The organism is Pseudomonas sp. GW821-FHT04C07, assembly GCF_059420325.1.
Genome location: NZ_JBWKTM010000002.1, coordinates 133,682 through 153,971, shown reverse-complemented (window position 1 = coordinate 153,971; position 20,290 = coordinate 133,682). Strand labels below are relative to the sequence as shown.

Genomic DNA, 20,290 nt, shown 5'->3' with positions numbered 1-20,290 from the left:
CCACTTCTGCGGTTCCATAACCTGTTTTAAATCTAAAAACCCGCCTAAAATCCCGCCCCGTCATGACACCGCCACACAACTAACTGATATCACCAGCACAACTAAACCCGGCATCAAACCGATGCGATGACGGACATTCTCTCCAACTAAGGATTTATCATGAAACAACATTTACTTGCACTTTTCCTGGGCCTCGCAGCAACCCTGGCCGGCACTTCGGCATTCGCCAATACCGGCACCATTAACTTAGAAGGTAAGATCACCTCCAGCACCTGCCCGATTGAGGTTGTCAACCCGGAAGATGGCACCATTGGTAATCTGGTAAAAATGGGCAGCATCGAGGCCAGCCGTTTTACCGCTATCGGCCAGGAATACGCCGGCAAGAGCTTTGCCTTGCGCGTCTCAGGCGTTCCAGGCTGCGGCATCACTACTGGCAGCACTGCCAAGGTCACCTTCAACGGTACTGCCGATATCAGCGGCAATTACTTCGCGGTCACCCCGACTGCGGATGGCGCCAGAAATGTCGTTATCGTACTCAAGGACAAATCCGGCGCATCGATCGCCCCCGGCGCAGCGTCTGCTGATTACGACCTCGAAGATACCGGCCCAACCGATATGCGTTTCAACGCCTATTACCGCTCGACAGCCGCTGCTGTGACGGCTGGCGTCGCCTCGGCCGACGTTCAGTTCGTTGTCGCGATCAACTGATACCCCCCACTCCTTGCCCCTTGATCGCACCTCGCGATCAAGGGGCCTCTCAATGCTGTCCAGGCACAGGTTTCTGCCTGGATAGAAGGTACTGACCTATGTTCGGCTTGATCAAGCAGGCGGCCACTGTCCGCCCGACCCTTGGCGCCTGCATGACTGTATTCATGCTTGCATCTTATATTCCCGTCAGCCAGGCGGCCTTGACGCTCAATGGCACCCGCGTGGTCTTCGACAGCGACAAGCGCAGTACTTCGTTGATCGTCGCCAACCCCAGCGACCGACCTTTCGCGGCGCAAACCTGGGTCAATACGGCCAGCGACGACGACACCACTGCTGTGCCGTTCATCCCTTCGCCGCCGCTGTTTCGACTCAACCCAGGCAAAGAACAACAGGTACAGATCAACGGTTTGCCCAACACTCTGCCCGCCGATCGCGAGTCACTGTTCTATTTCAATCTGCAGGAAATTCCGCAGGCAGAAGCCAACGATGGCAATGCCCTGAATATTGCCCTTCGTACCCGCATCAAACTGTTTTATCGCCCCAGCCAGATCAAGGACAACCCCATGACGCGGCTGAAAGACTTGCAGTGGTCGATCAAGGACGCCAGCGGCCAGACTCATCTGGTCGTGAACAATCCGACCCCTTTCCACGTTTCTTTCGTGCGCCTTGAAGTGACCGACAAGGGCCAGAATCAGCCCGTGCAGAACGCAATCATGGTCGAGCCATTCAACACCCAGCGCTACGCCCTGAGCGGCATCAAGCCCCATCAGGGCATGCAGGTAGTGTTCTCGGCGATCAACGACTACGGCGGTTACAGCGTGCCATTGACCGTGCCGATTCAACTGGCCCCTTGAGGCAGTGCCCACTGCATTAACTGCCAGGAAAATAACCATGACTACTTCACTCGAGCGCTGGTACGCGGCCAGACCCAAGCGCCTGCGTCTCGCTCAACTACTCTTCGTCGGCAGCAGCAGTGCCATCCTGTTTGAAATCAAGCCCGCGCTGGCGACCCAACCCGTCGAATTCCAATCCGGTTTCATGCGCCAAAGCCCGGCGCACGCCAGCGATGCCGGCGCCCTGGCCCTTAGCGCTCTGGCCAATCGTAGCGAACTGGGGCCTGGACGTTACTGGGTGGATATTCAGATCAATCTGCGTTATTTCGGCCAGCGCGAGATTGCCTTCGAATTCGACCCGGACAGTGACCGCCTGCTGCCTTGCCTGTCCTCCGAGCTATTGGAACAGCTGGGTGTACGGCTCGACAGACTGGCCGACCCCTCGCTATTGCTGGCCTCTTGCGTCGATCTGTTTGTATTGATCCATGGTGCCGAGATCGACTTCGACGCCAACAAACTACGGCTGGCGATCTCTATTCCACAGATCGCCATGCGGCGTGATGTCATTGGTCACGTAGACCCCGAACGCTGGGACTACGGCATCAACGCCGCTTTCGTCAATTACCAAGTCTCGGCGCAGCAAGGCTCCAGCCGCTATGGCGGCAAGAACAACAGTGACGACCTGTACCTGAACAGCGGCATCAATCTCGGCCCTTGGCGCTTGCGCAGCAACCAGTCGATGCGCCAGGACGTAGAGGGCAAGCGTGTATGGACCAGTGCCTATACCTATGCACAGCGCGACCTCCCCGGCACCCATGCCAATCTGACCTTGGGCGAAACCTTTACCGGCAGCGATGTGTTCAGAAGCGTGCCGATCAAAGGTGCCTTGATCAATTCAGACATGGGCATGCTGCCCGATGCCGTGCAAGGTTATGCACCGATCATCCGCGGCGTGGCACAAACCCGCGCCAAACTGGAAGTTCTGCAAAACGGTTACCCGATCTATTCCACTTATGTCAGCCCTGGCCCGTATGAAATCGACGATCTGAGCACCATTGGCGGTGGCGGCGAGCTGGAAATCGTTCTGACCGAGGCCGATGGCCAGGTTCGACGCTTTACCCAGCCCTACGCCACCATCGGCAACTTGTTGCGTGAGGGCGTATGGCGTTACAGCGGTGCATTGGGGCGCTACCACTCGGCGAGCAATCAAGATGATCCGTTGTTCTGGCAGGGCACGCTGGCCATGGGCACGGCCTGGAACTCAACACTGTATGGCGGCCTGATGGCCAGTGATTTCTATCGTGCCGGCACTCTGGGCCTCGCCAAAGACCTGGGATCAATCGGCGCCGTGTCCCTGGACGTTACCCGCTCGAACACCGACATCGACGCACCGGACACGCACAATGTCCAAGGCATGAGTTACGCCGTGAAATACGGCAAGTCTTTTGCGACCAGGACCAATCTGCGTTTCGCCGGTTATCGCTACTCCACCGAAGGCTATCGGGATTTCGACGAAGCCGTCAGCCAACGCAGCAACAGCTCGACGTTCTACGGTAGCCGGCGCAGTCGTCTGGAGGGGTCTATCTATCAGCATCTCGGCAGTCGCAGTGCAGTGAGCCTGACACTGTCACATCAGGACTACTGGGGGAGCAGTCACGAACAACGTCAGTACCAGTTCAACTTCAACACCCAATACCAGGGTGTCAGCTACAACCTGTACGCCTCGCAATCACTAAGCAATACCCACGGCACCGACCGACAGTTCGGTCTGAACGTGTCGATGCCCCTTGATTTCGGTCACTCAAGTACTGCGACCTTCGATGTTCAGAATAACGGCGAGCACTACAGCCAGCGCGCCAGCCTGGGTGGCAGCGTCGATGAGAACCGGTTCAACTACCGGGTCAGCCTGAGCTCCGATGAGAAACGCCAACAGGCGGCAGCACTTTCAGTCGGCTATCAGGCGCCCTTTGGCAGCGTCGGTGCCGGGCTGACCCAAGGCCGGGATTACCGCAGCACGTCAATCAACGCCAGCGGCGCCGTGTTGCTACACGCAGATGGCATCAATGTCGGGCCCTCTCTGGGCGAAACCAGTGCACTGGTCCTGGTACCAGACATCGCCGGGGTCGGCGTTGTGAATGCCACCGGCGTGGAGACGAACGAACGTGGCTACGCCCTCGTTCCGTATCTGCGCCCTTATCGGGTCAATCACGTCGTGCTACAGACCGACCAGCTAGGTCCCGAGGTGGAAATCGAAAATGGCAGCGCTCAGGTCGTGCCCAGACGCGGAGCCGTGGTCAAGGCTACGTTCCCGGCGCGCTCGGTCAATCGCCTGGTCATCACTGGCCGCACCGCCACAGGCCAGCCACTGCCTTTCGGCGCACAGGTCAGCGATGGCGCAGGCACCGTCATCGGCACCGTCGGCCAGGCCGGGCAAATGATGCTCTCCACCGGCGCCGAGCCACAGACACTCGACGTACGCTGGGGTGATCAGAGCGATCCGCAGTGCCGACTGAACGTCGACCCCGACAGCATGGAGCAAGTACAGGGCTACCGATTGCAGGAACTGACATGCCTCTGATCAAAGGAAAGACGGTGCGCGTCAACAGCTATCCATCAGGAAATTCAGCATGAAATCTTCGATACACCGACTGTTGCGTGGAACACTACTGTGTGGAGCACTACTGATCGGTACTTGTCTGTCGCCCCTGGCGATGGCCGATTGCTGGTGGGCCCCCGCCGGGTCGACAGTGAAAAACTATCAACGCAACATCGGCACCTTGTACATCCCTCGGGACGCCCGCGTCGGATCCGTCATAGGCACCGTTGACATGCTCGCGAGCACACCGGACAACCCGGCCATGACTGCGGAATGCCTGAATAATGGCACCCAGTACTTGATGTTCAATGCCCGAGCCACGGCCCCTGTGTTTCCCGGCCCGCTGGATCCGATCAATGGTGAAGATGTCACTGGCAAGATTCTGCAAACCAACATTCCGGGCGTTGGCGTACGCGTCAAACTGGGCACTCCGCTCGATGGCCGAGGGGATAACTCCTTCGTTCCCATCGGCGGCACCCCGACAGTTCCCTATGACGGGTACAACGACAAACAGTTGCTCACATACATTCGGCTCAATCCTCTGAGCAACCGGGTCACGCTGGTGAAAACCGGACCTTTGCCTGTCGGGGCGCACACACTCGATGGCAGCGAGCTGTTCAGCGGTCACTTCCCCGATTTGGGCAAGGTGTTCGGTTATGGGTTGAGCGGCACTATTATTCAGGCCCAATGCACCGTCGGCGCCAATCCCGTCAGCGCCGACCCCGTTCAGCTCGGCGACTGGGATGCCGCAGACTTCACCGGCCCGGGTTACACCACAACGCTCGTGCCTTTCAATATCACGTTAAGTTCCTGCGAAACCGATACAGGTGGTGGTTTCGTTGCAACCGCCAATATCCAGCTCGAAGGGGTCAGGGGATCAGTGCCCATCGGCCCCACGACCAGTGGAATCTTCAGCCTGACGTCCGATTCGGATGCCCAAGGCATGGGTATTCAGATACTCAAAGGCGATGGCATCACGCCCATGGAATTGAACACAGAAGTGCCCTTGATCGCGATTTCCCCCGGCACCACGGTCCTGGATTTCACCGCCCGTTTCTACCAGACCGAGCCCACCAGCGCGGTTCGCCCTGGCCTGGCCAAAGGTGCGCTGAACTTCACCGTTACCTACAAATAAACCTCGAGTAACCCACGACAAAAAAGCGGGTTTGCCGTTCCCGGCAAACCCGCTTCCCCTCCCCCCCGAAAACCTTAAGCGACCAGTGTCGGCGTCAACGATGGAAAGCGCTGCCAGGTCTCCTTACCGTCGAAGCTCACGCTAACCCGCACCTCGAAACCGACATTGAGTTTGAAACGTTGCAGATCAGCCTTTGAAATACGCCCGACAGCAATGGTTTGCGCCACTTCCGGGACAGGAAACTCCGTCAATACAGGAATCTCGAGCGCCTGGCTATTGCTGCCAACGCCTATCACCTTGATGGTGATGTACTGGTTCGTAGACATGAGGGTCCAGCGTTCGAGCGTGAAACTGGCGTACCCGCCGTCCGCAATGCTCCCTACACTCAACCTTGCGCCCGACACCTTGTCGCATTGAACAGTGGGCATTCCGCCCAACGCTTCGACCCGCAAGGTATACGGCTGCGATATATAGGGGGCCACGACGCCGGTCTCGAACACCTCGTAACGCACGGGCAGGGATTTCCCTACGTGAAAGGCAACCTTGTCGCTCGGGATTTTGTATTCCCGGGAACCCACAGGTGTCGGTATGTCCGTTCGATACCCCCCTGCACTGCCCTGCTCGGCCCATTGCACAAACACTGGCTCCCCGTCATAGATGACCGCCTCGGGAGGAATGACTACCGTTACACCACTAATGGCATTGCTCGGGCTCAGCACACCGCTCGACGCACCTCCCGTAGCTTCCTTGACCTTTGACGGAGGGAGCGTGCGCGGGATCGGGGTGGCGGCAATGCTCAGTTGGACATGAGCCGAATACGTACTGGTGTTACCCGCACGATCTTGCACCCGATATTGCACGAAGCGCTGGCCGTCCCCTCGGGCGCGAATCAAGTCACCTGGAATCGTTACCACCACGGGATCAGCGTAATTTCGATCGTCCAGCACAATGACTCCGCCTGAATTGAAGTCACCGGCGCCTGTCCCCCAGAACCATTCGATGCGGTCCCAGGGCCGGGGTGTTGTATACGCAGGGAGATCAGCCTTCAGCTGATCATCATTGGCCTGAAGGTACCGATCTGTGACTTGGTTAGGCGGGAGAACGGCGGGAGGGAAAATCAATTGGCTGGAAGGTGCCAGTCTTGGGGCGGTTTTATCGATGGTGACGTTTACCGGTAGCGATGATTGCGGCATTGAGCCATTCCAGGGCAAAAGCCGGTAATACAAGGTATGAACTCCTTCATCCAGCTTGGAAACCGGAACCTCCAACCAGAGTTCAAGGGGCGGGTCTGGATAATTGCTCCAGTCATATTGTTTTACAGCAACGGGATTGGCTTCGTCGCCATCCCAGATGAGCTGGACGACATCGGTGAAGTCTGGCAGTGACACTGGATCTTCCCACCAACCAAATTCAACCCTTAGCGGACGCAGCCACGCATCTTTGGGCAACAGGTTCTCTTCACCGTCAGGAACCGGAGGGAGAACTCCGATAACATCGGGAACAGGAAGGCTGGTTGCGGGCTGATTGGAAGATTCGGAATACCTGGACATGATGATTCCCTCATTCAGTAGCGCGCCGAAACGATTACCTTCAATGGTATTCCGGCCAGTTTTCTAAAAATGCAGCGCCATGTTTTTACCCGAGACACACGCCACAAAACGACAGGCGTTGACGTAAAAAAAACGGGGGAAGGCGTTCACTCCCCCCGTATCATCTTTCGGCGTGATCACCAGCTATAGCGAGCACCGATGTTGAAACCCCACGGCTGTTCGATCTTCTCGCCGTTGCTGTAATCAACATCTGCGTGCAGCGAAACCTTGTCGGTCAGGGTCATCGCGATCCCGGCGCCCAACTCGCCACGGGAGCCGGACAGGTCGTTGTTAAACACATTGTTATTGACTTCGACTTCATTGTTCTTGGCGAACTCATGCACGTAAGCGGCGCGAACATAAGGCTGTACGACCTTGCCCTCGCCCAGATCGAAGTTGCGCCCGGCGGTGGCGCCAAGTTTGCCCAGCAATGAGCGAGTACGATCACCGTCCGCTGCCAGCCCATTGTCCAGGTCATAACTCTGGCCCTGGATTACCACGCCCGACAATTGAGTGTACGGCTCGACAAAATAGTCATCGGCCAGCTTGATATGCCGCCCGAATTCAAGGGATGCTCCGACACCGTTGTTGTTGTAACTACCCTTGGTTTTGCTGCCGTCGCTAAGCTGTACGTCGGCCTCGTTCTCGAAATGGTTGAACTTCAACACGCCGTCAAAGTAGTAACCGCTGGGCTCATCCAGCCAAGTGGTGTAGGCGCCGACATAGTAACTGTCGACCGTACCGCTGGTGCCGCGGCTCAGGTTGAGATCGGATTTGCTGTAACCGCCCAGCAAACCCACCAACCACTGGCCGTCACCGACCGGCAACGGCGCATCGGCACCGAACGACAGGCCTTGCTGGGTTTGCTTGTAATCCACGCCGGAACCGGTGCTGACATCGAACTTGTTACCGTAGGCGCGAATCCAGCCGCCGGCCTGGCCGCCGTCCATCCGCACTTCGCCCATGCGACTGCGCAAGGTGGTCAGCTCGCCGTACCAGACCGTGGGCGCGGTGTTGAACAATGCCAGTACCGACTGGGTGCCTGGGCTGATCACCCGCGACGCCGTGTTCAAGTACCAGTCGTTATTGCCCTGCTTTATCAGGTCATAGGAGTACGTGCCCAGGTCCACAGGACCGCCGAGCAATGAAAACCTTGCGTCGCCGTCAGCAATGTGGATGACCGGTAAGGAAGCGGCAGCCACCGGTTCGGAACCACTGGCATCGATCCTGACGTCGTGATTGCCCGTGGCTGTACCGGTGACGGTCAGGGTATCGACCTGACCGAAGTTGGTGTGCATGTAGAACGTGCCGCCCTCACCCGACAGATTGCCCACCGTCAACTTGAAAAATTCGCCGGGGTTGCCGAACTGGACGCCACCGCCGTTGAGTGCCAGGTTGGCAACGTTGCCGTCACCGACCATCACCCACCGGGCGTCGCTATTGACGGTCAGCTGGCTGACATTGTCGAGCCGGCCGGTCAGGGTCGATTGATTTTGCAAGGTGATATTGGCCGTGGCACCGGAGCCCGCAACGACGTCACCCACCAGGTGGCTGTTATCGACCGTCATGTTGGCCGTCGATGTGCCATCGACTTCCAGGATTCGCCCGTTACCACCCACCAGGGTGGAACCGTCATTCACTTCGATCGTGGCTGAAACCGGTGCCAGGCCAAAGTCGTTGACGACAATCGCCGAGCCGGTTTGACCTTGTACCAGTGTGTCGTTGAGTACCAGACGCCCGGGCGTGCCGACATTACCGCTGGGTACAAAGAGCACCCCTTGATCGCCTCCGCGAATGGTACTGGCCGTTGCCGAGACGGTTCCATTGGCCAACTGAAGGCCGGTCCCGGTGGAATTGCTGGCGGTGACCGTGGATCGGACCAGGGTCAGATCACTCAGGTCCCCGGCCAGAATGCCGGTAGAGCCCCCCGTAATGACACTGCCAGTCACTGTTGCCGAGGAACCCGCAGGGGCGGCGGTGTTGTAACCAAGCGACAGGCCAAGTCTGTTCCCGGTGACAGTGCTGCCGGTGATGGTTGCGCGGCTATCGACCAGCTCAACGCCGATGTTGCTGGCAACCGAAGTCACCGCCGAACCGTTCAGGGTCAAGGATGAGTTGGTTTCAGCCCGGATGTCGTTGGTTGCCGCACCATTGGCCGTCAGGTTCGCCCCGTTTCTCAGCAGGTACTGATCGGCAGCAACGCTGCCGTCAATCGTCACGGGTGGGCTGCTATTGCCATCAATGATTCTCGCCAGCGAGTGAGTGCTGGTCAGCAACAGGGGCAGGAGCGTCATCCACTTCAGTGATACCGAAAGAGGATGTAAGGCAAAGGTTCGTTTAGGGTTCATCAAGCACCGCAAAAAGTCGTTGAACTGGAGTTCGTCAGGGCTGATGGCTGTGCCCTACGCATTGGGGCGGCAAAGTTACTCAGAACGCACGGATACGTCTGTAGGACTTATCCCAAACCTCAACACATTCAACGATAGGCAGAAGGAAGATTCCTCCCTCCTGCTGCCTGCCGTTGAATGAGCTTAAGGTCTGGGGATTAGGCAGTGGTCGTTGCCTGAGCCGTTGCCTTCAAATACAGCGACAATAACGTCAATGGTGGGCGACGGCTCGGGATTGCCGCGAACAGTGATGGTGTAATTCATCTTGCCCTTACCGCCAGAAACAGGGGGTCTGTAGGTGGGCTTTAGACATTCATCATAGGGAACAAACCAGTCGATACCGTTCCGCTCTTGCTCTGAGGAAACAGTCAGACTCTCAGTGTGTTCGGTGTCGGGTATTAACGTAGTGCCGTCATATTCGTAGGTCTTCCAGTCCGGCGCTACTGTTGCACCTTCTTTCAGGTAATTCGATGCGGGTATGTGTATGAAGACCCCCCATGGCCCACTACCCGGAGTTTGCTGCCTCAGGCTGTTGCAGTTGATCAAAGCTTCAGGAAATTCCGGCGCAGGAAGATCGACGGTTTCCACGAAAACATCGATGGTGGTGCGATCTGATTCCTGCGGGTTAGCGAAGCCCGCGCGCGTCAGGGTGTAGTACATCGGCAAGTCATCCATGACCGGAGTGAGTTCGATATCGGCCCACGGTATGACGATGTCGATGACCTGGTTTGCAGTCTCAGTACCGTCGACAACATAAGGGTTAGAAGACGAAATAACAGCAACGCCATTGTAATAAAGCGTCAATGTATCGCCGATTTCGGGATCATCAAACAGTTCGATAGACGCTGTTGCATCTTCACCGACATCGGCCAACGTCAATTCGGTACTGCTGCCACTGAAACTCTCGAAGACAATTAAATTCAGACTCGGATTGATCGGCTCAGGGTTTGGGTTAACCGGCCCGGGAATCGCGAAGTCCGTATTGACCGAGATGCCGCCTGGCGAAGCGAAGCCGACATCGCCCCTGAATACCTGGTAGTCCACCGCGACCGGTTGCACATGCGTGGCCGAGTTAAAATCGTACTCTCGTGCCATATGGGGCCAGGGTACGGTGATGGCCAGAGGAAACGGCAAATGCGCACCGACCGAAGTCCGAGCGAGATTCGTCCCCCACTTCACTACGATGCCATCATCGTTGCCCCACCCGGTGTACGACTCGATATGCACCTTGGTTGGAAAAGCCGCGTCGGCCCGATCAACCACGCCATCAAGAGCCAGAGGCACGGTGCAAGGCCGCAAGGCACTGGGCAGCGTACCCAGTGCAACCGGAACCGTAGCCGGTAATGATATTTCACCACGGTTACCGGCCTTGTCTATCAAGAAGGCCACAGCGTATTGGGTTGTCGAGCCATAGGCTATGACAGCACTGGCAGGTATCAACACTTTGCGGTCTGGAGGAAGCAATCGCGAAAGCACGATAAACTGAGCAAGATCCTCCGACGGCAACGGCACTCTATCCAGCCAGGCGACGTGAACCATCACATCGACCCTATTCGCCTCAATAAAATCCGGGATCGTGCATTTGACACCGCCATCGCGCACTAGCACAGCATCGGTGATCAAGTTTTCATCAATATCGATCACGGCGTGTTCTGGATCTGCCCAAATCGGCCCGGTCCTGTCGATGGTCACTTGGGCTGCTGGGGATTCTCTTTCCCCCCCGCCATTCCAGTTGCTCACGCGATAACGAAACTGAAAAATGCCTTCATAATTATCGAAAATTAATTCAGGGATTGTCCTCTGCAGGGGGAAGTTGCTATCAGGAAACGTACTGGGGTCAGCAATTTCTTCTGGAATGCCGATAGGCAAGTAATCGGTTGAACTGGCAGGCAGCCACTCCATCGTCAATACGTTTACCTGCCCTGGAATAGGAGGCCGCTCATCCCACAATGGAATACTGACTTTCAACGGAGCACTAAGCTTACTGCTATGTATCAAGCCACTGGCATCAAGAGCATCCACGATTGTGGGGGGCAGTAGATCGGCGACAAAGAACTCTTCACGATAATTGGCCCGCACCTGCTCAGCCGTTAGTTTTTCATATATAGCCATGCTTATTTCTCCAAATCCGTTTTAGTTCAGCCATGAAAAGGTTCATGACCTTAAAAACTTGTCTGGCAGTCCATGCATGGCTCAACTACTGCAAAGCGCCTTGTCGTTCTGCCCGGCCGTAAAAGCCTGAGCGAATTAAGCACCGGTTTTTCAGAGCGCGATACTGTCAGAGTTGACAGGTGGTCGCCTATACAGTGGTTAGGTAAAGCACGCTGTACAGCACATGAAACAGCGCTCGAGGACGGGCAACGAGTGCCCCTCAGGATGGCTTCAAGACTTGCGGGCGATTAGAGATCGTTCCCGCGCTCCCGCGTGGGAATACATCCAGTGACGCTCTGCGTCACACGAGCGGACGCGGAGCGTCCGGGGCGGCATTCCCACGCAGAGCGTGGGAACGATCGTTGGATTAAGACTTGCCAACCGCCAACCGCCAGACCCGCGCAATATCCCCTGCCCGCTCGCGCAACAATTGCGGCGCATTAGCGCAGGCCTGCGCAAGACTCATCGGCCCCGACGGCAAGGCAAACGCGGCATCGACGCCGTGTTCATACATCTGCGCATACCCCTCGCCCAGGGTGCCGGCGATCACAATCACCGGCACCCCTTGTTGACTAGCAATCCGCGCGACACCAAAGGGGGTTTTGCCACGCAAGGTCTGGGCATCAAAACGGCCCTCGCCGGTGATCACCAGGTCGGCGCCGCGTACGGCTGCTGCCAGACCGACCAGTTCAGCCACCACTTCCACGCCGGGGCGGAACTGCGCATGCAGAAATGCCTTGGCGGCAAACCCCAAACCGCCGGCGGCGCCACTGCCGGGTTCGTCACGCACGTCCCTGGCCAGCACTTGAGCGCAGTGATCGGCGAAGTGCCCGAGGGCCTGGTCCAGCTGCTGCACCTGTTCAGGCGAGGCGCCTTTCTGCGGGCCGAATATCGCTGAGGCGCCGTGGGCACCACAGAGTGGATTGTTGACGTCCGCGGCGATTTCGAAACGGACCTGGGCCAGACGCGGGTCCATTGCGTCCAGTTCGATCCGGCTCAGCGCTTTGAGTGCCAGACCGCCCCGGCTCAATGCTTGTCCCTGACTGTCGAGCAAGCGCACGCCTAACGCCTGCATCGCACCGGCGCCGCCGTCATTGGTGGCACTGCCGCCGATGGCCAGAATGATCCGTTGCGCGCCGGCATCGAGCGCCGCGCCAATCAACTGGCCAGTGCCATAAGTGCTGCTGGAGCAGGCATCACGCTGGCCGATCGCAACCAGCTGCAAACCGCTGGCCTCGGCCATTTCGATGATTGCGGTGCGGCTCTGCGGCAACCAGCCCCAACAGGCCTGCACCGGTAGACCTGACGGACCTTGCACTTGAGTGCTGCGCAACTCGCCATCGCGCGCGGCGAGAATCGCTTCGACCGTGCCCTCACCTCCGTCCGCCATCGGGCACTTGAGCAGTTGCGCGTCCGGCCAGACCTCCGCCAGCCCGAGGGCGATGGCATCGGCCACACCGATGGCACTCAGGCTGTCCTTGAACGAATCGGGGGCGATGATGATTTTCATGTGAGTTCTCCAGTTCCAATGGAGCCATGCTGCCAGTTGGAATCAGGAATAACGCCGGTCCGCTGCACAAGTACCGGGTGGGTTTATTGTTCATTGTCACAAAGCCGCCACCTCAATTACTGTAGGAGCCGAGCTTGCTCGCGATGGCGACCTCAACGACGCCATCGCCGGCAAGCCGTGCTCCTACGGGATTTGCGTTGACCATTGTCAAGGGTGAGCGTCGGTTTGAGGCAACAGCTGCACCCCCAGATACAGCGCCAGCATCCCATCGCAAGCTGTTGCGGTGGATACCCAAGGCCTCGGCACAGGCCCGGCCTCTGACCGTCGTGCGCAAATTGCTGTAGGAGCCGAGCTTGCTCGCGATGGCGCCTTCAAGATCACCATCACCGGCAAGCCGAGTCTAAGGGGTGGCGGGAGCATCGGTCTGCGGCAGCAGCTGCACCCCGAGATAAAGCGCCAGCATCCCATCGAGTCGCAACGGATCGACTCCGCTCAGTTCGGCGATGCGCTCCATCCGGTAGCGCAGGCTGTTGCGGTGTATCCCCAAAGCGTCAGCACAGGCCTGGCTCTGACCGTCGTGTTCACACCAACTGCGCAGGGTCGCCAGCAACTGGCCGTTACTGTCCTTGGCGATGACCTTGCGCAACGGATTAAGCAGTTCATCGAGGGCATCATCGTTGCGATGGCGCCAGAGCATCACCGGCAGACGATAGCGGTTCAGTGTCAGCAAGCGGCTCTGTGGCAGCACATCGCGCCCGTAGGCCAGCAGGTCACCAACTCGCCGGTAACAGCGGCGCAACCCTTGCAGACCATCGGCCTGACCACCGACGGCGATACGCAGTATGTTCCAGCCCTGGCCGTCGAGTTTTTCCAGCAGCCGTTCATTTTCAATCGACAGCGTCGCCGCGCGACACCACAGCAACGATGACTTGGCCGAACTCACACACCAGCTGTCGGGATATCGCGAAGCCAGCCAGGCACTCAATGCTTCAACGGTCTGCCCGGGGCCATGTTCCAGCCCCAGTTCAAATAGATAAGGAATGCGCGGCAGCTGCGGTTTGAGCCCCAGCTGTTGGGCCTCGTCAATCAAGCGTGGTGAATCTCCGGCCTCGCTGAGTAACAAGGCCAGCAGATCATCGCAACGCTGGCGCCGCCATTGTTGTTCGTCCTGCTGGTTACGTTGGCCCACAAGCATCTCGGCGGTCATACGCACCAGCTGCGCGTAGGTTCGCAACTGGTCCGGATCACCAGTGATGCCCAACACGCCGATCAGTCGCTGGTCGAGGAACAACGGCAGATTGATCCCCGGTTGCACGCCTTTGAGGTGTTTGGCGGTCTGCTCATCGATTTCCACGACACGACCATTGGCCAGCACCAACTGCGCACCTTCATGGCGGGTGTTGACCCGCTCCGGCTCGCCACTGCCCAGAATCAGGCCCTGGCTGTCCATGACGTTGACGTTATAGGGCAGGATGGCCATCGCCCGGTCGACGATATCCTGCGCCAGGTCATGATCCAGTTCGAACATAGCAGCGTGATCCTTGAAGGCAGTTTCTTATTAGTGATTGTTCAGCGGCACAGGGCAAGCGTCCAAACCCTGTGCGCAGGCACAAAGACAGGAACCCTGGGGTGACCGAGACTCTTGGTGCGATCAACGTTACCCTCGCATCGCAAAAAATCATAATAAAGAGAGACCCGCCATGTCCCAGAGCGCCGCGGCCACACTGGTCACAGCTGACCACAAAAATGCCGTCTACAAGCGCATTACCCTGCGCCTGATCCCCTTCATTTTCATCTGCTACCTGTTCAACTACCTCGACCGGGTCAACGTTGGATTTGCCAAGCTGCAGATGCTCGACGCGCTGAAGTTCAGCGAAACCGTGTACGGCCTCGGTGCCGGGATCTTCTTTATCGGCTATGTGCTGTGTGGCGTACCGAGCAATCTGGCGTTAACGAAGTTCGGCCCACGGCGCTGGATCGCGCTGATGATGATCACCTGGGGCATGCTCTCGACCTGCCTGTTGTTCGTCACCACCCCGACCGAGTTCTACACTCTGCGGCTGTTCACCGGTGCGGCTGAAGCCGGGTTCTTCCCCGGCGTGGTGCTCTACCTCTCGCAGTGGTTCCCGACCTTCCGCCGTGGCCGCATCATGGCGTTGTTCATGTCGGCGATCCCGGTTTCCGGCCTGCTCGGCAGCCCGTTCTCCGGCTGGATCCTCAACCACTTCGCGGCGGGTCAAGGCGGTTTGGCCGGTTGGCAGTGGATGTTCCTGCTGCAAGGCATTCCGACGATGATTCTCGGCGCACTGGCGTTCTTCCTGCTCAGCGACAACTTCGCCAACGCCAAATGGCTGACCCCGCAAGAGCGTGCGGTACTCGAAGCGGATCAGGCTGAAGATCGGGCAAACAAGCCAAAAAGCACCACCGACTCACTGCTGGCGGTGTTCAAGAATCCGGCGATCTGGGCCTTCGGCCTGATTTATTTCTGCATCCAGAGTGGCGTTTACGCGATCAACTTCTGGCTGCCATCGATCATCAAAAGCCTGGGGTTCAGCGACAATCTGGTGATCGGCTGGATCAGTGCGATTCCCTATCTGCTGGCTGCGGTGTTCATGCTGATGGTCGGTCGTTCAGCCGATCTGCACAAAGAGCGTCGCTGGCACTTGGTGGTGCCAATGCTGATGGGTGCGGTGGGCTTGCTGATCGCCGTCAACTTCGCGACGCATCCGGCCGTCGCCATTCTTGGCCTGAGCATCGCCACCATGGGCGCCCTCACCGGCTTGCCGATGTTCTGGCCGGTGCCTACTGCGATGCTCAGCGCCGGTGCGGCGGCGGGTGGCCTGGCGCTGATCAACTCCATGGGGCAGATGGCTGGTTTCCTGAGTCCATACCTGGTCGGCTGGGTCAAGGACAGCACCGGTTCGACCGACGCTGCGCTGTATCTGCTGGCCGGGGTGATCGTTGCCGGTAGCCTGCTGGCGCTGCGCATGACCCGTACGCTGCGCGCGTAGCCGAAGATCAAAAGATCGCAGCCTTCGGCAGCTCCTTGTATCTCGACTATTGATGGTTTGATCGTTCCCACGCTCCGCGTGGGAATGCATCCCGTGACGCTCCGCGTCACATCCAGAGCGGACGCAGAGCGTCCAGGGCGGCATTCCCACGCGGAGCGTGGGAACGATCAAACGGTGTGTGTGTATCCGACAGATCTTTGCCAAACACGGTCGGCGTAGGAGCTGCCGAAGGCTGCGATCTTTTCCCACCGGCAACGCGGATCGCAAGCCAGGAGCATTGAGAGGGAACACAGAACGGTGTAATAAAGAACCTCGTTTTTGTGTATGCCCACACTCAACCCGAAAGAGGATTTCGAACATGAGCTACCGCACCCTCGGCCAATCCGGTCTGCAAGTGTCCGCCCTGACCCTGGGCACGATGATGTTCGGCGAACAGACCAGCACCGAGGACTCCCTGAGGATCATCGACAAGGCCTGGGATCAGGGCATCAACTTTATCGACACCGCGGATGTCTACACTGGCGGGCGCTCCGAGGAGATCGTCGGCGAAGCGATTGCCAGTCGCCGTCAGGAGTGGGTCGTCGCGTCCAAGGTCGGTTACGGCCCGGTAGACGGCGTACCGAATCGCACGGGTTTGAGCCGCAAGCATCTCTTCAACGCTATCGAGGCCAGCCTGACCCGGCTGGGCACCGATTACCTGGACATCTACTACCTGCACCGCGAAGACCACAACACGCCGCTGGAGGTCACCGTTTCCGCCATTGGCGACCTGCTGCGCCAGGGCAAGATCCGCTACTGGGGACTGTCCAATTACCGCGGCTGGCGCATTGCTGAAGTGATTCGCGTGGCGGATAAACTCGGGGTCGACCGGCCGGTGATCAGTCAGCCGCTGTACAACATCGTCAACCGTCAGGCCGAGACAGAGCAGATCACCGCCGCCAGTGCCTACGGTCTCGGCGTGGTGCCCTACAGCCCGTTGGCCCGTGGCGTGCTCAGCGGCAAATACGCGCCCGATGTCACGCCGGACGTCAACAGCCGCGCCGGGCGGCAGGACAAACGCATCCTGGAAACCGAATGGCGGGTCGAATCCCTGCGCATTGCCCAACAGATCCAGCAATACACCCAGGGCCGTGGCGTCGGCATCGTCGAATTTGCCATCGCCTGGGTGCTGAACAATGCAGCAGTCAGCTCAGCCATCGTCGGACCGCGTACCGAAGAACAGTGGGACGCCTACACCAAGGCGTTGGCGGTGAAAATCACTGCCGAAGACGAAGCCTTTATCGACTCGCTGGTGACCCCGGGCCACTCCTCTACTCCGGGCTACAACGATGTCAGTCACTTCGTTTCCGGACGGGTACCGCGTAATACTTGAGTCAATCCCACCCCTGTAGGAGCAGCCGGTCGACGCTCGATTGCTCGCGATGGACGTTAACGATAACGCGTGTTTTCTGAATAAACGCACCGCCCTTGGGCCCATCGTCGGAACGCCGCCCGGAGCAAGCTCGCTCCCTAGAGACCTCATGTCCTTAACTGAGCGGCGGTACTGCCTTACCTGCGAAGGCAGTACCGCCGCTCAGCCCAGGATGAGCGATATTCTTTCCCCAAAACCGCTATCCTCTGCACCCGTTTACGCTCACTCCAGGTCTCGCGAGGACAGTGTGTCAAAAGGTATTGCTTTATCGGTTCTGGCATCGGTGCTGTTCGCCGTCATGTATTTCTACACATCGCTGCTCTCGCCCCTCAGCGGCGTAGAAATTTTTGGCTGGCGCATGCTCTTGACCGCGCCGTGCATGACCGTCTTCATGTTCGCCTCGGGCGAATGGAAACACGCCGTCGCACTGATCAAACGCCTGCTCGACAAACCTGTTTTGGCGCTGGGCCTGCTGCTTTCTTCGGCATTGCTCGGCGTGCAGCTGTGGTTGTTCATGTGGGCGCCACTGAACGGGCATAGCCTGGATGTATCCCTTGGCTATTTTCTACTGCCACTGACCATGGTTCTGACCGGACGACTCGTTTACGGCGAGCGTCTTTCTCACCTGCAAAAGATCGCGGCATTCTTCGCGAGCCTCAGCGTGGTCAATGAGTTGTATCAGGTCGGCAGCTTCTCCTGGACGACCTTGCTGGTGGCCATCGGTTATCCGACCTATTTCGTGCTGCGCCGACGCCTGGCCGCAGACAACCTGGGTGGATTGTGGCTCGACATGACCTTGCTATTGCCGGTGGCGTTATGGTTCGTGCAAAGCGGTGAGCAAGGTTTCGGCGTGGTCGGGCAGCACCCGTGGCTATACCTGCTGATCCCGCTGCTTGGGCTGATCAGCGCATCGGCGCTGGTGAGCTACATCATCGCCAGCCGGCTGTTGGCCTTCAGTCTGTTCGGGCTGCTCAGTTATGTCGAGCCGGTGCTGCTGCTCGGCGTCGCCCTGCTGCTGGGAGAAAGCATCGGTGCGGGGGAATGGCTGACCTATATCCCGATCTGGCTGGCGGTGCTGGTGTTGGTCTTCGAAGGGTTTAAACACCTGGCACGCCATCGCAAATCCTGACTCAAACGGCCCGTTTGAGTCAGGGCTTGATTTGTTTCAGCTCGTTGAGGAGTGCCAGCAGTGCCTGCATCTTTTCTTCGCCGAATTGCTGCTGGATCTTCTGGTAGTTGATCTCCATGTCACCGCTCATGGAGACGAAACAGGCCTCGCCCTTCTCGGTCAGTTTGATGAACAAACGTCGCTGATCTTCAGAGGATTTGCGGCGGCTGACGTACTCATCGCGCTCAAGACGGGTTAACACCCCGGTCATGCTTGGCGGCAGGATGCAGGCCATTTTTGCCAACTGGTGACTTTCCAGTTCGCCGTTCTGGCGCAGGATGCGGATGACCCGCCACTGCTGCTCGGTCAGGTCATGCTGATTGAGCGAAGGTCGGAAAAACGCCATGGCCGCTTCACGGGCCTGAAGCAGGGTCAATGTCAAAGAAGGTCTTGGATGGGTCATAAGAGGATCGGTCAAAAGGCTGGAAAGAAAAACATTAACACATTCACTATCGCCATCCGACACGCAAAAGAAAACCCGGCTGCAGAATGCTGCAGCCGGGCTCTTTTACTTCAGCAACTGATTACTCGGTTGCAAGCACACCGCGGCGAACCTGGTCACGTTCGATGGATTCGAACAGCGCCTTGAAGTTGCCCTCGCCGAAGCCATCATCGCCCTTGCGCTGGATGAATTCGAAGAACACCGGCCCCATCAGGGTTTCCGAGAAGATTTGCAACAGCAGGCGTTTGTCGCCCGGCTCGGATGAACCGTCCAGCAGAATCCCGCGCGATTGCAGTTCTTCGACCGGTTCACCGTGGTTCGGCAAACGACCTTCGAGCATCTCGTAGTAGGTTTCCGGTGGCGCGGTCATGAAGCGCATGCCGATTTTCTTCAGGTGATCCCAGGTCTTGAGCAGATCGTCGGTCAGGAAGGCAACGTGCTGAATGCCCTCGCCGTTGAACTGCATCAGGAACTCTTCGATTTGCCCTGCGCCCTTGGACGATTCTTCGTTCAGTGGAATGCGGATCATGCCGTCCGGGGCGGTCATGGCCTTGGAGGTCAGGCCGGTGTATTCGCCCTTGATGTCGAAGTACCGGATTTCACGGAAGTTGAACAGCTTCTCGTAGAAATTCGCCCAATACGCCATGCGACCGCGATACACGTTGTGGGTCAGGTGATCGATGATTTTCAGGCCAGCCCCGACCGGGTTGCGGTCAACACCTTCGATGAACACGAAATCGATGTCGTAGATCGAGCTACCTTCGCCGAAACGGTCGATCAGGTACAGCGGCGCGCCGCCGATCCCTTTGATCGCCGGCAGGTTCAGCTCCATCGGGCCGGTCTCGATGTGAATCGGCTGGGCACCAAGTTCGAGGGCACGGGCAAACGCCTGCTGGGCATTCTTGACACGAAACGCCATGCCGCAAACCGACGGGCCGTGCTCGGCCGCGAAGTACGAGGCGACACTGTGGGGTTCGTTGTTGAGGATCAGGTTGATGTGGCCCTGGCGATACAGGTGCACGTCTTTGGAGCGATGGGTTGCGACTTTGCTGAACCCCATGATCTCGAAGATCGGTTCGAGCGTGTTTGGGGTCGGCGATGCGAATTCGATGAACTCAAAGCCCATCAGGCCCATCGGGTTTTCGTATAAATCTGCCATGGTTGGCGCCTCATCATGCTTTTAGAATTAACAGCTGGAATTAACGGATCGTTAGTTGCTATCAATGCTGAAGCCGACGGGCGGCGCGCAGGAGATCCCCCGCACGCTGCGGGCGAGGAAATCACCGAAAATCAATTGGAACCCTAGTAGCTTCATGTCGACCCATTCTCGTACGGGCGAGGCTTCTGCT

14 protein-coding genes are annotated in these 20,290 nt (G+C 58.2%); 7 read left to right on the top strand and 7 right to left on the bottom strand.

Features of this window, described 5'->3' with window-relative positions; all coding sequences use genetic code 11:
• The first annotated feature begins 159 nt into the window (after positions 1–159).
• The 4 genes from AC07UI_RS04350 to AC07UI_RS04335 all read left to right on the top strand — a co-directional run bounded on the left by AC07UI_RS04350 (position 160) and on the right by AC07UI_RS04335 (position 5,272).
• Positions 160–708, top strand: coding sequence for a fimbrial protein (locus tag AC07UI_RS04350; protein ID WP_494991321.1), 549 nt, complete (start codon positions 160–162; stop codon positions 706–708).
• A gap of 98 nt (positions 709–806) precedes the next feature.
• Positions 807–1,562 (top strand): fimbrial biogenesis chaperone, encoded by a 756-nt coding sequence (locus AC07UI_RS04345; RefSeq protein ID WP_494991320.1) that lies wholly within the window; start codon positions 807–809, stop codon positions 1,560–1,562.
• Positions 1,563–1,599: 37 nt separating this feature from the next.
• Complete coding sequence (locus tag AC07UI_RS04340; RefSeq protein WP_494991319.1) at positions 1,600–4,119, top strand: fimbria/pilus outer membrane usher protein; 2,520 nt, start codon at positions 1,600–1,602, stop codon at positions 4,117–4,119.
• A 49-nt stretch (positions 4,120–4,168) separates the two neighbouring features.
• Entirely contained in the window at positions 4,169–5,272 is a 1,104-nt protein-coding gene (locus tag AC07UI_RS04335; protein WP_494991318.1) for a fimbrial protein, read from the top strand.
• Between the two features lie 74 nt (positions 5,273–5,346).
• Here the strand turns inward: AC07UI_RS04335 and AC07UI_RS04330 are convergent, their stop codons facing one another.
• From AC07UI_RS04330 to AC07UI_RS04310, 5 genes are all read right to left on the bottom strand, one after another.
• Complete coding sequence (locus tag AC07UI_RS04330) at positions 5,347–6,822, bottom strand: hypothetical protein (RefSeq protein ID WP_494991317.1); 1,476 nt, start codon at positions 6,820–6,822, stop codon at positions 5,347–5,349.
• A 176-nt stretch (positions 6,823–6,998) separates the two neighbouring features.
• Positions 6,999–9,155, bottom strand: a complete 2,157-nt coding sequence (locus AC07UI_RS04325) for an autotransporter outer membrane beta-barrel domain-containing protein (RefSeq protein WP_494991316.1) — start codon at positions 9,153–9,155, stop codon at positions 6,999–7,001.
• Between the two features lie 237 nt (positions 9,156–9,392).
• Positions 9,393–11,360, bottom strand: a complete 1,968-nt coding sequence (locus AC07UI_RS04320) for a hypothetical protein (protein WP_494991315.1) — start codon at positions 11,358–11,360, stop codon at positions 9,393–9,395.
• 406 nt (positions 11,361–11,766) lie between these two features.
• Positions 11,767–12,909, bottom strand: coding sequence for a glycerate kinase (locus tag AC07UI_RS04315; protein ID WP_494991314.1), 1,143 nt, complete (start codon positions 12,907–12,909; stop codon positions 11,767–11,769).
• Between the two features lie 400 nt (positions 12,910–13,309).
• Positions 13,310–14,437, bottom strand: a complete 1,128-nt coding sequence (locus tag AC07UI_RS04310; protein WP_494991313.1) for a sugar diacid recognition domain-containing protein — start codon at positions 14,435–14,437, stop codon at positions 13,310–13,312.
• Between the two features lie 172 nt (positions 14,438–14,609).
• Here AC07UI_RS04310 and AC07UI_RS04305 point away from each other — a divergent pair, with 172 nt between their 5' ends.
• The 3 genes from AC07UI_RS04305 to rarD all read left to right on the top strand — a co-directional run bounded on the left by AC07UI_RS04305 (position 14,610) and on the right by rarD (position 18,460).
• Positions 14,610–15,920 (top strand): MFS transporter, encoded by a 1,311-nt coding sequence (locus AC07UI_RS04305; RefSeq protein ID WP_494991312.1) that lies wholly within the window; start codon positions 14,610–14,612, stop codon positions 15,918–15,920.
• Positions 15,921–16,278: 358 nt separating this feature from the next.
• Positions 16,279–17,292: an aldo/keto reductase gene (locus AC07UI_RS04300; protein ID WP_494991311.1), complete on the top strand. Its 1,014-nt coding sequence runs from the start codon at positions 16,279–16,281 to the stop codon at positions 17,290–17,292.
• A gap of 286 nt (positions 17,293–17,578) precedes the next feature.
• Positions 17,579–18,460: an EamA family transporter RarD gene (rarD, locus tag AC07UI_RS04295; protein WP_494991310.1), complete on the top strand. Its 882-nt coding sequence runs from the start codon at positions 17,579–17,581 to the stop codon at positions 18,458–18,460.
• 19 nt (positions 18,461–18,479) lie between these two features.
• On the opposite strand, the gene hpaR is transcribed toward rarD, so the two are convergent.
• Together hpaR and hppD are read right to left on the bottom strand one after the other, a co-directional pair.
• The gene (hpaR, locus tag AC07UI_RS04290) at positions 18,480–18,902 is read right to left on the bottom strand and encodes a homoprotocatechuate degradation operon regulator HpaR (protein ID WP_494991309.1); all 423 of its coding nucleotides are present in this window, start codon (positions 18,900–18,902) and stop codon (positions 18,480–18,482) included.
• A gap of 121 nt (positions 18,903–19,023) precedes the next feature.
• Entirely contained in the window at positions 19,024–20,100 is a 1,077-nt protein-coding gene (gene hppD / locus AC07UI_RS04285) for a 4-hydroxyphenylpyruvate dioxygenase (protein ID WP_494991308.1), read from the bottom strand.
• Between the last annotated feature and the right edge of the window lie 190 nt (positions 20,101–20,290).